This is a genomic window from Paenibacillus alba, from assembly GCF_013204855.1.
Classification (GTDB): Bacteria; Bacillota; Bacilli; order Paenibacillales; family NBRC-103111; genus Paenibacillus_E; species Paenibacillus_E alba.
Genome location: NZ_JABMKZ010000004.1, coordinates 376,293 through 391,008, shown reverse-complemented (window position 1 = coordinate 391,008; position 14,716 = coordinate 376,293). Strand labels below are relative to the sequence as shown.

The following is a 14,716-nucleotide window of genomic DNA, read 5'->3' as shown; positions in this document are numbered from 1 at the left end:
AAACATATAGCGACTTCACAGTGAGGGGGATTTATGTGAAAGACACGATTTTTATTGTCGGTGCACGGGAAAATAACCTGAAAAATATCTCACTTTCAATTCCAAAGTATAAGTTGGTTGTGCTAACTGGTCCGTCAGGATCAGGCAAATCGACGCTGGCCATGGATACTCTTCAGAGGGAATGTCAGAGACAGTATTTGGACTCCATGGGCTTGACGTCCGATTCCATTCGTAAGCCCAAGGTGGAGTCCATTGAAGGGTTGTCTCCGTCCATCAGTGTTGGGCAGCATATTACGAATCGCAATCCGCGTTCAACAGTGGGGACGGTAACAGACATCTACACGTTTGTTCGGTTTATCTTTGCTAGATTGGGAGAGCGGATATGCCCTTCCTGCAGCGGCAGAATACCGCCTTCATTTGAGCCTGCCGGTCTATTGGCAGATGAAGACGAGGGAATGGATCATAAGACAGTAGACTGTCCGCATTGCGGAGTTGAACTTGAGAAGCTGGGCATGTCACACTTTTCATTCAATAAGCCCGAGGGGGCTTGTGAAGCGTGCAGCGGTCTTGGTCATGTGGCAAGTATTAATGAAGCGGCTGTTTTCAATTCAGAACTCACTTTGCGCGGCGGCGGCGTAGCATCGCTGAGTGGCGTTCATCGCGATATTCAGATGCGGATTTTGGTCGCGGCCGGCAAGCATTACGGCTTTGACTTTGATCTGGATCTGCCATTGAAAGATTACAATGAGATTCAGCGTGATATCCTTTATTACGGAGTTGAAAGTGAGGCATTTAAACGTCATTATCCGAATGTGAAGCCAGTCCAAGGAACTAAGTTTGAGGGCGTGATTCCCGGCTTGTGGCGCCGTTACAAGGAGAAAGAAGGAGAGTCTGCCGGTCAAGAAAAAGAGGGTGGCTTTTTTCATGAACAGCAGTGTCCCGAATGCCGCGGAGCTCTCTTGAAAAAAGAAGTTCGTCTTGTTCGAGTCGCTGACGCTTCGATCACCGATGTGTCGGAATGGTCGCTTGGCGAAGTATTCGAGTGGACCCAAGGCTTGACGGCGACGTTGCCCGCTGAAGGGCAGCATCTGTTGGAGCCGATCCTTCATGATATGCCCACGCGTTTGCAGCGGATTATCGATGTCGGACTCGGTTATCTTTCGATGAATCGGCAGACGGTAACCTTGTCCGGGGGCGAAGCCCAACGGCTGAGACTCGCCTCGCTGCTAGGTTCAGGCTTAACCGGTGTGTTGTATATCTTGGATGAACCCACAACAGGACTACATCCGCGGGACACAGTAGGACTCATTCGTGTACTTCAGCAGCTTCGCGATCTAGGCAATACGGTGCTCGTTATTGAACATGATATTGAAATGATGCGGGCTGCAGATCATATCATTGATATCGGTCCAGGTGCTGGATTGCACGGCGGAACAGTAGTAGGCGAAGGAAGTGTCGAAGACTTGATGGCCAGCGAGCTTTCGGTTACAGGTGCCTATCTGCGAGAAGAGAGTCTCCCGACAGTCATGCGCACACGCAGAAAAGGGAACGGCAAATCCATCACGATACGTGAAGCACATGCTCGTAATATAGATATTCCGTCAGTTTCCTTCCCACTTGGACGATTAGTGTCCGTAACTGGAGTTTCGGGCTCAGGCAAATCTACGCTTGTATTCGATATTCTGGCGCAAGGAAATTCCAAAGAAAAAGCACCGATAGGCTGCAAGGAAATTACGGGCTTGGAGCATGTCGGAAATATTGTGATCTTCGATCAATCGCCAATGGGCAGAGTTCAACGATCAAATGTTGCAACCTATACCGACGTATTTACCCAAATACGTACCTTGTACGCAGGTTTGCCAGAAGCGAAGGCAAGAAAACTGACAACCAAGCATTTCTCATTCAATACGCCAGGCGGCCGTTGCGAGACTTGCCAAGGGCTTGGCGTGCTTTCCGTCGACATGAATTTCTTGCCTGACCTCGAAGTGAAGTGCCACGATTGCAAGGGCAGAAGATTTACAGATGAGGTCTTGCAGGTTCAGTACAAAGGTTACTCGATCTCCGATATACTGAACATGTCGATACAAGAAAGTTTGCCAATCCTCATGACAGAAGCCAAAATGGCTGGCATTATCGAAATGCTGTGCGAGGTTGGACTTGGCTATCTCCAATGGGGGCAATCGGTCAAAACCTTATCCGGCGGCGAGGGACAACGAATCAGGCTGGCCAAAGAGCTGAGCAAGCCGTCCAAGAATCATACGCTTTATCTGTTGGATGAGCCAACAACCGGCTTGCATCCGACTGACATCTTAAGGTTGCAAGTTTTACTGGATAAGCTGGTGGATACAGGAAATACCGTTGTGGTTGTGGAACATAGTTTGGAGCTGATCAGAGAATCCGATTGGGTCATTGATATCGGACCAGAAGGAGGCGCAGCCGGTGGGAAGCTTGTAGCCGAAGGCACTCCAGAACAGGTCGCCGAAGTGGCCGCTTCTTACACGGGTATGTTTTTAAAACGGATTCTGGCTGAGGGGCTCTAAACATATATTGAGATTGATTTCGTTCGTAAGGAATGAGTGTTGATCTTGTGAGAAATAGTAATTGATATGGCAGATGGATAGTGTGGAGGGAACAAGTGAGATGGCAAAAGGAAATAAAATGAGCGTTATCTTAGCAGGCTTGCTGCTGGCAATTCTGATGGCTTCGATGGATAACACGATCGTAGCCACCGCAATCGGTACAATTGTCGGAGAGTTGGGCGGTTTTGACAAATTAATGTGGGTAACTTCTGCTTATCTGGTAGCAGAGATGGCCGGTATGCCGATTTTCGGTAAATTATCGGATATGTATGGCCGCAAAAGGTTCTTCGTTTTTGGTCTTATTGTATTTATGATCGGGTCTGCCTTATGCGGTACGGCTGATACGATTATACAGCTCAGTATTTATCGTGCTATTCAAGGGATTGGCGGCGGGGCGCTTATGCCAATTGCATTTACGATCATGTTTGATGTTGTTCCTCCGGATAAACGCGGCAAATTAGGCGGATTATTCGGCGCTGTATTTGGTCTCTCCAGTATTTTCGGGCCGCTTCTGGGTGCCTATTTGACAGATTATATCAATTGGTCTTGGATTTTCTATATCAACTTGCCTTTGGGATTACTGGCATTCATTCTGATCGCCTTTTTTTACAAAGAGTCTGTTGAGCATTCCAAGCAAAAAATTGATTACCTTGGCGCTTTTACGCTCGTAGCTTCAATCGTTTGCCTCATGTTCGCTCTTGAGCTTGGCGGCAAGCAATATGCTTGGAATTCCGGCGTGATTATTGGGTTGTTTGCTGCTTTTGTGGTGCTTGTCATTGGTTTTGTATTCGTCGAGCGTCGTGCACAAGAACCGATCATTACCTTTGGCATGTTTAAGAATCGTCTCTATACCACGAGCAATGTCATGGCTATGTTCAGCAGTGCAGCGTTCATTACGGCCTCCATCTACATCCCAATCTTCATCCAAGGTGTTCTTGGCGGATCAGCAACTAATTCGGGTCTCGTGCTGCTTCCGATGATGCTCGGATCCGTGGTTACTGCCGCGGGTGGCGGCGCCATGCTGACGAAGTTCAAATATCGTTCGATCATGATTCCAACTTTGGCGCTGCTTGTCATCGGCATAGCGCTGCTCACGACATTAACGACAGGCTCTACACGCTTCATCGTTACGATCTTCATGATTCTAATTGGTTTGGGGATAGGCTCATCGTTCTCCGTTCTAAGCAACGCAGCGATACATGGCTTCTCGGCAAGGCAGCGCGGCTCTGCGAGCTCCACGCTTAACTTCTTGCGGTCCATGGGAATGACGCTGGGTATTACCGTATTCGGTATTATTCAAAGTCACACCTTTACAAGTAAATTGACTTCAGCGTTCGGTGGTGGCGGGCAGATGCCGCAAGGCTTCGATCTAAGCGATCCACGTAAAATTCTGACTCCCGAAACACGGGACAAAATTCCTGCGCAAATTCTTGATAAGATCACCGATGCGCTTTCCTCATCCATCGTTCATACCTTTGCTTGGGCGATTATCCCGGCTGCCGTTGCGCTGCTTGCGGCATTGTTCATGAGCAAAGAAAAATTAGACCCGGCTGCCCAAATGGAAGAATATTCGGCCGGCCATTAAGAAGCAAAGGGAGTCCCGCAGCTCAAGCGGGCTACTGAGAAACGTTTGTTTTGATTTTGTGAAATTGGACTAAAGTAGGTAAAGAGGCTGTCTCAAAGTCGAAAATGACTGCGAGGCAGCCTCATCTGTTTTAGAGGCTCCAACTGGTACCGTCTAACCGTAACTGCAACTGCCTATTTAACTGCCCCAACCCTGTTGCCAAATTCAAGATAACACTGGAATTACTCCAGTGTTATCAGAGTAAAACTGCAAAAGTGCAGGCTTTTTCAACAAAATCGTTAAAAAAATGAAAAAACCTGCAATTATGCAGGAATTTATCGATTATTCTTCCTAAAACTAGAAAAAATCTAACAAAAGATGCATATTTGCAGGAATTCAGGTTTTGCAGGTAGATTCTGAGCAAAAAAGATGCATATTTGCAGGTATTTGATCCTGCAGTTGCTTCAAAGTCATCAAAAGATGAGCAATCTCAGGAATTCAGGTTCTGCAGACAAGGTTTGCTTCAGAAGAAATGCTACTTTGACTGGAGTTTATCCAGTGAAATGCAAAATCTGCCTTCCTAGAGGCCGCAAATGTGTTATGCTTTTCATCATGTTTTCTACTTTGATAACATTGAGATTCACAGTGAATATAGCAATTGCTCCTTGTGAATGCATGCCAATCCTGAGAAAGATGCAACATCATACTGAGACTGCCTTTTCGAGACTGTCGAATAACTATTTTAGGGGGTCCAAAATTGCGTATTGAACAGACTAACTGTCTCTCAGATCGATTGTAATCGATTTTTTTTTTTGTTTGAACCCACACATAAAAATCGATTACAGGGCAAATCTTCTAAAGTTATTCGACAGTCTCTTTTGAGCAGTCTCAGCTTCCATAAGGGAGGAGACTGCCTTTTTCTGTGCCCTCCTGCCGAAGCGGGGCTTTTTCTTATTTCACAATACCGCATTCCCATCTCATTTACATAAAATACACACTTCTTTTAACCTTCTGAACATCCCTACAGACTATAATGTGTCATATAAAAGTAGAATGCTCGAGGAGAATGGATACATGCTGTACAAAGAAAAAATCAGAAGTCTATTGAGCGGCTGGAAAATGCTCCTTTTTGTTCTTGTCTCCTATAGCGTGCTGTTTCTAATCGCTTTTCAAGGATTGATTATCAGCAAACAATCCACGACGACGATTCAAAAGCAATACAATCAGATCATATTTGATAAAATGGACTCCCTTTCCGTCAATCTTATTAACTATTTGAATTATATTGATGATTTTGCCCGCACGTTATCGGTAAAGACCGATTTGACGCGTAGAATTCAAGACAACCACGATGTTCCCAAAGACGTGATCGAAGGTTATTTGAGCTACTTCCGGCTGCGCCTTCCTTTATATATTCAGATTCTTACGGATCAAAACCGCGTGTTTGCCTACCCGCCAATTGATCAAGAAGAAGAGGAACGGTTCAAATCCACGATGGCCTCATTCCCTTGGTACGGGACTCGGTTGTATTTGGACAACAGCTTCATTCGCTCCGACGTAGCCCCCGATTTTCATTACAGCTCCTTTCCTCAAGCCTTATATGTCAGTAAAAACATGACCCAGGATGACCATTCGCTTGGAACGCTTACGATTAAAATGAATGGGTCTGCGATCGAAACGCTGCTGGATACGGTAAGAATTAACCCTTTGAATGCTGTTTTCATCTTGTCGCCGGAAGGGAAAGTGCTTTTTGCAAATTCGCAGCCTTCTTCAGAAGTTTCTGCTTATCTCGAATCCATGGACAGCAAACAGCTAGATGAGCTGATTGGGAGAAACGGGAATGCCGCAGGCTCGGGCAAATTAAAAATTGCTGGTCAGGACTGTTATTTTATTTACAAGCAGATTCCTTCAACAACATGGGAGGTGCTGTCCATTATTCCTATGGAGTCGCTGCATGCGGAGAGCATTAGTGTGTGGCAGACGACAGCCATTACGACGGCTTTTTCCGTGCTGCTTATCCTTACTTTTGGCTACATTCTTTATACGAAACTGCTGCTCCCACTTCAGCGAATGTCTCGTATTGTGCGAACAGCGGGAGAGGGCGAGTCCCCAGAGAGGTTTGCTTATAAGGGGTTTAAGGAACTTGAGACTTTGCATGCTGGCATTTATCGCTTCTTCGAGCAAATTCAGCAGCAGATGCAAACGCTCAAAGAGGTAGAGAGCGAGAAGCGAAGATTAGAATTACATGTGCTGCAGGAGCAGATGCGGCCGCATTTCTGGCACAACTCGCTGAACGCACTGCGCTTTATGGCCGTTCTGCATGGAAATGCAACGATGGCTGACGCGATTCTTGCACTAACCCGCATGCTGGATTACACGTTAAAAAACTCAAATACGCTGTTCAGTAAAGTTGAAGAGGAGAAGGAGTATGCCCTCCAATATATCCGGTTTCAGGAAATTCGCTCTATGAAGCGGATAGACCTGAATTTGGAAATTGACCAGCAAGTGCTGCATGCCCGCATCCCCAAATTCACATTCCAACCTTTGCTCGAAAATGCGATTACACACGGCTTCTGTACGCCATTTGACCGTAAGCCGTGGCTTAACCTTCGCATCCATGCGTGTGAGGAGGGACTTCGTATTTGGATCGAAGATAACGGAAATGGCATTGAGCCGGCAACACTGCGGACGCTGCTGGAAGCGAAGGAGCCAGATAGGGATGGGATGGGGCCTACTTCGGGCATCAGCTTGCGTAATTTACAGCAAAGAATTTCATTGGAATATGGCGGCGCCTATGGTATTCAAGTTCATAGTCGACTTGGCGAAGGTACGCAAATTGAAATTATATTGCCTTTGCTCATTATGGAAGAGAAAGCAGGTGGCTATTATGAAGGTCATGATTGTTGAGGATGAAGTATTAGTGCGTCTGGGTTTAAAAAAGGCGGTCCCTTGGTCAACGCTGGGCATGGAGCTTGTCTGTGAGGCCAGCGATGGTTCGGAAGCTTACGAAATGTTCGTACGGCATCTTCCCGATATCGTGCTGGTAGACATTGAGCTGCCCAAAATGGACGGGTTGCGGTTTATTCAATTTGCCAAAAAACACCGGGAAGATACCAAATTTATCATTTTAACCTGTCAGCAGGATATCAAATATGCACGAAGCGCTATTCAACTGCAAGTGACCGATTTCTTGTTGAAATCGACGCTGGATATGAAGGAATTATGCGATATATTGCAAAATATTTCCGTCGAATTGCTCCTCAAGCGACATGCAGGCAGCGAATCCGGTTCAACCGATGCCGACAAGGCTCAGCGTAAAAAAAGGTTCCTCCAAAGCTGGCTCGATGGGGTACTGCCTAAATCCCAGCCCGAGCGATCAGACGTACAGCTCCAAGAATTTGCTTCGCTTCTTCAAGCGGCAAACTATCAAGCCTGGGTCATTCAACCAGAACGGCATGTGGCCGCTAGGGGGATCTGGCCGAGCAGTGACGCGGACCTGGAGCAGCTGGCTATCCAGCACTTGGGAAGCCGTTATATAGGCGCAGTCGAGGATGCGGCCAAAAGCAAGCTGCACCTGATCATAGCGGAAAATCCTCCTGCAAGTGAAGCTCAAAGGTGGAAGGAAGCGATGCAGGACAAGCTGGGCATCACGATCACCATTGCGATCAGTTCCACTTTTGACGACCCGTATGATTGGCGTGTTTATGCTCTTCAGGCAGCCGAGCTTCTTCAGCTTGATTTCTATCATCACAGCGGCCGCATCGTTAGGGAGAGTGACCGATTGATTCGCGATACGCTCACAGAGCCTATTCAAAAGATGAAAAAAGACATCTACGAGCGAATTGGAGCGCTTCAGTTTGCTGACATCAACCCGCAATTTGAAGCACTTTGCAAGGCGCTAATTGAGCCGCCATTTCTACATCCGCATATTGTCAAAAATATGATGACAGAAATGCTCTTTCGTCTATGGTCGGCCTGCGAAGAAATCACGACCGCTTCCATATCAACGAATCATCAGCTGGTGGATCGGATCTATGCGGCCAGCCGGCTAGAGGAACTGTCAGAGCTTATGCTGGAAGAAGTACACAGTGCGGAGAAGGCTGTGGCGGATTGTTATGCGCAAGATGACAAATCGAAGCTCATTCTATTAATTAAGCAGTATATCAAGTCCAACATGCACCGAGAATTCTCCCTTCAGGATATAGCGGACACGTTTCATATGAATAACTCGCATTTGAGCCGCATGTTCAAAGAAGTGACAGATTCCAGCTTCACCGATTATGTCCTCTATGAGAAGACAGAAGCTGCTATGGCGCTGATGAAGAGCGGTTTGCCGCTCACGCTAATTTCCGAGAAGCTTGGCTATCAAAATTTGAGCTCATTTACCCGCATGTTCAAAAAAGTAAGAGGTGTTTCTCCTTCGCGTTACCAGGAGTAGCTGATAAATGTTTGGCAAAAAATGATAAGTTCGCAGGGCAAAGCTCGAAGTGGTTTACGTGCTCTTTAACAAAGCGATACAATTCCTCGTCATCAAGCCTCCGATTCACAAGTAGATAAATAATCAGTCAAAGCCGGTCATGTCCAACTACCAGAACAGCTTCTATACTAAACGAGAAGGGTGCAATCAAGCCTATGTAAACAAGAAAAAGGAGAGAACCAACCCATGCAAAAGCACTTGAAATGGCTGCTGCTGCCAACTGTCGGGATGACACTTCTAGCAGGCTGCGGTCAAACGAGTACCAAAGGCACAACAGCGAGTCCCAATCCTTCTTCACCAGCTTCTTCTGCATCAACAACACCAGCCGAGAGCGCCAAGGCAACGAATGAGCCGGTGGAACTGACCTTCTATTACCCAGTGAACGTAGGCGGTCCGGTCATGAAGGTGATCGACGGAATGACGAACAAATTCATGGAGTCTCATCCGAACATCAAAGTGAAGCCTGTTTATACCGGCAACTATGGAGACAACACGATCAAAATCCAATCTGGCATTCAAGCGAAGCAGCCGCCAGATGTGGCTGTCATGATGTCAACGGAGCTTTATTCCATGCTAGACTCTAACGCCATTATTCCGTTGGATGATTTCATTGCGAAAGATCCCAGCATCAATATTAAGGATTTCTACCCCGCATTTGTTGAAGATACGCAAACAGGCGGCAAAACCTACAGTATTCCGTTCCAACGCAGTACTATCGTTTTGTACTATAACAAGGAAATGTTCAAAGAAGCCGGACTCGATCCAGAGAAACCGCCGAAAACTTGGGACGATCTGATCGAATACGCCAAGAAGCTGAAGAGAGATGGACATGCAGGCTTGGAAATTCCGGGCAATGATGATTCCTACTGGATGCTTCAACTATTCGCGCTTCAGAATCACACGGACCCTAAAGTAAACTTGATGTCTTCGGACGGTAAAAAAGTGATGTTCGACCAGCCTGAGAACGTCGAAGCACTTCAATTCTGGTTGGATCTTTCGCGCAAGCATAAGGTTATGGCGGAAGGCATTATTGATTGGGCTACAGTACCAACCGACTTCATCCAAGGCAAAACAGCGATGATGGTACATACAAGCGGAAATCTCACCAATGTAAAAAATAACGCAAAATTCGATTTCGGTGTCGCCTTCCCGCCAATGAAGAAACAATTTGGTTCACCAACCGGCGGCGGCAACATGTATATCTTCAAAGACACGGAGCCGAAGAAACAAGCGGCCGCGTGGGAATTCGTCAAATTCATGACAGAACCGGAGCAAGCTGCGCAGTTTAGCGTAGGAACGGGATATGTTGGAGTTCGCAAATCGGCTTTTGATACCGAAACGATGAAAAAATACGCAGCCAGCTTCCCGCAGGCGCTCGTAGCCCGCGATCAGCTTGAATATGCGCACGCAGAAATGTCTACGCATAATCACGGTAAAGTATCGACAGCGCTGACGAATCAAATTCAAGCTGTGCTGTCTGGAACTATTGATCCCGCAGGAGCATTGAAGAAAGCGCAAGAAGAAGCCGAACGCGCTCTTGCACCATTCAATAAGTAAACAACGAAGGTTTGCGAATCAGGCAGTCCATCGGACTTGCGAGCTTACCTGCTTGTCCGGTGGGGCTTTATTCACAGAAGGAGAATCATCCTATGAATTCCATTTGGAGTGAACGGCTGAAGCGGAACAGCTGGGGTTGGGGATTGCTGCTGCCCTCGCTGCTTATCCTCGGTGTATTCACCTACTATCCGATCTTGAAGACGATATGGCTAAGTTTGTTCCGGCTGGACTTGGCGACGCCTGTGCCTGTATTTAACGGGTTTGGCAACTATGCTGGGCTGCTGGAAGATCCCGTGTTCGTGAAAGTGTTCATCAACAATGTCTGGTTTGCCCTTGGAACGGTGCCCACTTCGATGGCACTTGCCTTTGTCATGGCCTTATTCGCTGATAAAGCCATCCGTGGCAAGGGTTTGATGAGAGTTGCCTATTTTTATCCGAATATGATCCCTATGATTGCTGTAGCAAATATTTGGCTATTCTTATACACGCCTAAATTTGGCTTGCTTGCTCACGTGGCCTCCTGGTTCAGTCAACAAGAGGTTAGCTTACTCGGCCAACCCAAAACGGTAATGGCTGCGCTGATCGTCATGATCATTTGGAAGGAAGCAGGCTATTTCATGATTTTCTACTTAGCCGCTTTGCAGCAGATCCCCAAAGATTTGTACGAATCTGCTTCTGTGGATGGCGTTGGCATGTGGAAAGTGCTTGGACGCATCACGATCCCGCTAACAATGCCAACAACACTCTTCGTGGCCGTTGTGGCCGTGACGAATGCCTTCAAGCTGGTCGATCATTTATGGATCATGACCAAAGGAGGACCTGACAACGCCAGCAGTCTGCTCCTTTATTACATCTATGAAACGGCATTTAGCTACTACGACCAAGGCATGGGTGCGGCGATGACGATGGTGCTTGTCGTTCTTCTGCTGATCGTATCCTCGCTGCAATTTTTTGGCTGGGATCGCAAAATTCATTATGACTAAGCTGGGTTTGGACAAAGCCTGAATAGGAGGGATGGCATGAATCAAATTGAGGCGCAGCTTGGGCATCAAGTTGTGAAAAGCCGCAAGCGAATCCTGCTTGGAATGCAGTTCCCTTCAAGCATTGGCCGCTTAGTGGCACAGTCGCTATGGCATGCTTGTATGTATATACTTGGCTTGCTATGGCTCATTCCAATGGTGTGGGTGGTGTGGACAGCCTTCCGCCCGAAGGAAGCTGCATTAGGCTTCCATTTCACATGGGAATGGACATTGGACAATTTCATTACGGTATGGCAGGGAGCTCCGTTTGGCCATTACTATCTGAATACGATCATCCTTACTGGCAGTGTGCTGTGTGTGCAGCTGTTTAGTTTAACGCTGGCTGCGTATGCCTTCGCGAGAGTCCGATTTGCAGGTCGAGACCTCGTGTTCATGCTCTTCTTGGTACAGATTATGGTACCGCCGGATGTGCTTATTTTCTCCAATTATCACGTGCTCAAAGAGCTTGGCCTCCTGGATACGAAACTGGGAGTTATGCTTCCTTATTTTGCTTCTTCATTTGGGATCTTTTTGCTTCGTCAAGCCTTCAAGCAGCTGCCTTATGAGCTGGAGGAAGCGGCTCGTGTGGAAGGATGTTCACGTCTGGGGCTGCTGTGGCGCATTTACGTACCGTTGTCTCGGCCCGTTTACTTATCCTTCGCAGTTGTGTCCTTCAGCTACCACTGGAATAATTTCTTGTGGCCGCTCATTGTGACCAATTCTGTGGAAAATCGCCCGCTTACGGTTGGTTTGGCGCTTTTCGCCAAATCCACGGAGTCTGGCGGCCAGTGGACGGAAGTATGCGCGGCTACACTTCTGGTCGTAGCGCCGATTTTTATTGGCTTCCTATTTTTTCAGCGACAATTTATTTCCAGCTTCATGCATTCAGGCATTAAAGGGTAGAGGATCGGAGGTTTTTGCGGATGAAAATTGCGATGATTGGGGATTTACATTATCCGTCCATGGTCATTAACCGCCCTGAGGTGGTGAAAGCACGCGACGCTTTTTTTGAACATGTCTTATCTGCATTTCTCGAGACAGAAGCCGATTATCATATCTCTATTGGAGATTTGACCAATGTTGGAGAGCTTGCAGAATTTGATTATATTTTCAGTAAAGTTAAAAGCTATGGGAGCCGAGTTCGATTCATTCATATCATGGGCAATCATGATACGTACACACATGCTAAGGCGGATGTGCTAGCGGCAACGGGAAGAGAGCCCTATGGCCTCATCAAGACAGAGGAAGCGACAATCGTCATGCTGGATACAGCGCGTGAAATCGTGACGGATTGGAGCGGGTTTATGGAGGATGAACAGCTGGCATGGCTGGAAACCGTTGTGCGTGATCATTCCGATAAACCAATGCTCGTGTTCGCCCATCATCCGATCTATGGGACAACGGCTAGATCCAAAGAAGCGATGATGTCGCTGCACGAGACGGTTGAATTGCGGCAAATTCTAAACAAGCATACCGGAATTGGCTTTTATTTCAATGGCCATAATCATACCAATTCGATTGTCAATGAGTGCAACTGGTATTTCGTTCAGACGGCCGCGATGCTGGATATTCCCGCTTTCCGTCTAATTACGGTGGAGAGTGGACAAGTTAGCGTCGACCTAATTAGGCTGGAGGACGAGAGTATGCTCGAATGGGCGTATTTCTTAAGCCGGCATATGCCTTATTTCGAGCCCTTCCCGTCTGCGGAGGGAGATGAGTTCTCAACCCGCGTTTGCGCTTATTTCCATTCCTCGTTTGGAGGGAGCAAGGGATGAGAACTTCGCCACTGCGCCTTGCAATCGTGGGAGGTAATCGAGGGGGACGGTTGGAGCGAGCCCTTCAAGTACTAGCTTCGGAAATCCAATTGACAGCGATTTGCGATGTGAACGAAGATGTCTTAGCGGCGTGGAAGCTTCAATATCCAGGTGTTGCGACGTATCGCGACTATCAGCATATGCTTCAAGACGAGCTCATCGAAGCCATTTATATCGCCAGTCCAATGCCTTTCCATGCGCGGCAATCTGTAGAGGCTTTGCTGGCGGGGAAACATGTGCTTAGCGAAGTTCCGGCGATTCAGACAGTGGATGAGGCTTGGGAACTAGTGGAGACCGCTCAGCGAACAGGTCTTTGCTACATGATGGCCGAAAATTACTGCTTTTCCCGCTCGGTTTTAACCGTTGGTCATTTAATCGATCTAGGGTGCTTAGGCGAAATTACGTATATGGAAGGCGCGTATCTTCACGATTGTCGTCATCTCACTGCACAAGCGGATGGCTCGCTTACATGGCGGGGGCAGCTGCATCGCGATTTCAACGGCATGAATTATCCAACGCATTCCCTTGGCCCGCTGGCACATTGGCTGGGAACGAATAAGCCGGATGGAGATCAGCTGAAATGTTTGACGGCTTTCAACTCGCCTTCAAGATCACTTCGAAATTATTTCCATGAGCAGTTTGGCAGCCAGCATCCTGCCGCGCAGCAAGGCTACTGGCAGCAAGGGGATTCATCGGTGGTGATTGTCCAGTCAGAGCGCGGGGTATTAATCACGTTGCGGGTAGACTGGACATCTGCTAGACCTCCCAACCCGACCCATTATATCGTGCAGGGAACAGCCGGAGCGTATGCATCAGGCCGTCATGAACGGGAAGAGGATTGGATTTGGTTGGCCAACCTATCTCCCAAAGAACATGATGACCGAACGGACCAGTGGGAGCCGCTTAGTCGTTACCAGCCTCAGTTCGATCATCCGCTCTGGCAGGAGTGGGGCCATGAGGCGGCTAATTTCAGACACGGCGGAGGTGACTTTCTCGTCTTCGTGGAATTTGCTGCTGCTATTAGGGAGCAGCGGTCACCAAAAGTCGATGTGTACGACGCGGCGATATGGAGCTCGGTGTTTGCGCTTTCGATGGAATCGGCGGCAGCAGGCGGGAAAACAATGTTTTTTCCGGATTTCAAAGCGAAAAAGCGAGGAGATGCTTGAATGCAGGCAACACCTTCGAAACTTGTTATGGAGAAAGCAAGCTTATTCGCTCTGCCAGCGATCGAGCTTCCGCCTGGCTATAGTCTCCGCCATTTCCGCTCAGGCGACGAAGCCGTCTGGGAGCATATTATTGCGCGTTCTTTTGCAAGAAATGTTCCATTTGAGGCCAAAATTGGCGGATTTCCTTATTTTCAAGAGGAGCGTGTGCAGTTTATTTGTCAAGGGAGCGAGCCGGTGGCTACGGCAACAGCATGGGAATCCGAAGAAACAGGCGATGATAGAGGGTATTTGCATATGGTGGGAGCGCTGCCCGAGTATGCTGGCCTAGGTCTTGGCTATGCAGCAACCCTCGCTGCTCTGTACCGAATGAGAAGTGAAGGCCGAAGCCGTGCGATTCTCGAAACCGACGATTTCCGGCTGGCGGCAATTAAAGTCTACTGGCAGCTCGGATTTCGGCCCATCTACCTTGATGAGAGTCATGAGATGAGGTGGACACCCATCCTGAAGCTCATTGGCGTCCATTGAATGATCTGAAAATAG

Annotated in this window: 10 protein-coding genes; all 10 read left to right on the top strand. The window is 47.8% G+C overall.

From position 1 onward, the window contains the following. The first annotated feature begins 35 nt into the window (after positions 1-35). The 10 genes from uvrA (at position 36) to HQN90_RS08645 (ending at position 14,701) form a co-directional block, all read left to right on the top strand. On the top strand, positions 36-2,540 hold the full coding sequence (gene uvrA, locus HQN90_RS08690) for an excinuclease ABC subunit UvrA (RefSeq protein WP_173217374.1): 2,505 nt from the start codon (positions 36-38) through the stop codon (positions 2,538-2,540). Positions 2,541-2,640: 100 nt separating this feature from the next. Next, positions 2,641-4,164 (top strand): MDR family MFS transporter, encoded by a 1,524-nt coding sequence (locus HQN90_RS08685; RefSeq protein ID WP_173217373.1) that lies wholly within the window; start codon positions 2,641-2,643, stop codon positions 4,162-4,164. Positions 4,165-5,217: 1,053 nt separating this feature from the next. Further along, complete coding sequence (locus HQN90_RS08680) at positions 5,218-7,050, top strand: sensor histidine kinase (RefSeq protein ID WP_173217372.1); 1,833 nt, start codon at positions 5,218-5,220, stop codon at positions 7,048-7,050. After that, positions 7,031-8,581 (top strand): response regulator transcription factor, encoded by a 1,551-nt coding sequence (locus HQN90_RS08675; RefSeq protein WP_173217371.1) that lies wholly within the window; start codon positions 7,031-7,033, stop codon positions 8,579-8,581. The genes HQN90_RS08680 and HQN90_RS08675 overlap by 20 nt, the downstream gene beginning before the upstream one ends. Before the next feature lie 225 nt (positions 8,582-8,806). Continuing rightward, positions 8,807-10,177, top strand: coding sequence for an ABC transporter substrate-binding protein (locus HQN90_RS08670; protein WP_173217370.1), 1,371 nt, complete (start codon positions 8,807-8,809; stop codon positions 10,175-10,177). A 92-nt stretch (positions 10,178-10,269) separates the two neighbouring features. Continuing rightward, the gene (locus tag HQN90_RS08665) at positions 10,270-11,160 is read left to right on the top strand and encodes a carbohydrate ABC transporter permease (protein ID WP_173217369.1); all 891 of its coding nucleotides are present in this window, start codon (positions 10,270-10,272) and stop codon (positions 11,158-11,160) included. Positions 11,161-11,262: 102 nt separating this feature from the next. Next, positions 11,263-12,099 (top strand): carbohydrate ABC transporter permease, encoded by an 837-nt coding sequence (locus tag HQN90_RS08660; protein ID WP_173217449.1) that lies wholly within the window; start codon positions 11,263-11,265, stop codon positions 12,097-12,099. 20 nt (positions 12,100-12,119) lie between these two features. Beyond that, positions 12,120-12,971, top strand: coding sequence for a metallophosphoesterase family protein (locus HQN90_RS08655; protein ID WP_173217368.1), 852 nt, complete (start codon positions 12,120-12,122; stop codon positions 12,969-12,971). Next, positions 12,968-14,176, top strand: a complete 1,209-nt coding sequence (locus HQN90_RS08650; RefSeq protein ID WP_173217367.1) for a Gfo/Idh/MocA family protein — start codon at positions 12,968-12,970, stop codon at positions 14,174-14,176. The genes HQN90_RS08655 and HQN90_RS08650 overlap by 4 nt, the downstream gene beginning before the upstream one ends. Continuing rightward, a complete protein-coding gene (locus HQN90_RS08645) occupies positions 14,177-14,701 on the top strand; it encodes a GNAT family N-acetyltransferase (RefSeq protein WP_173217366.1) in 525 nt (174 codons plus the stop codon). It begins immediately after the preceding gene. Positions 14,702-14,716: the final 15 nt, after the last annotated feature.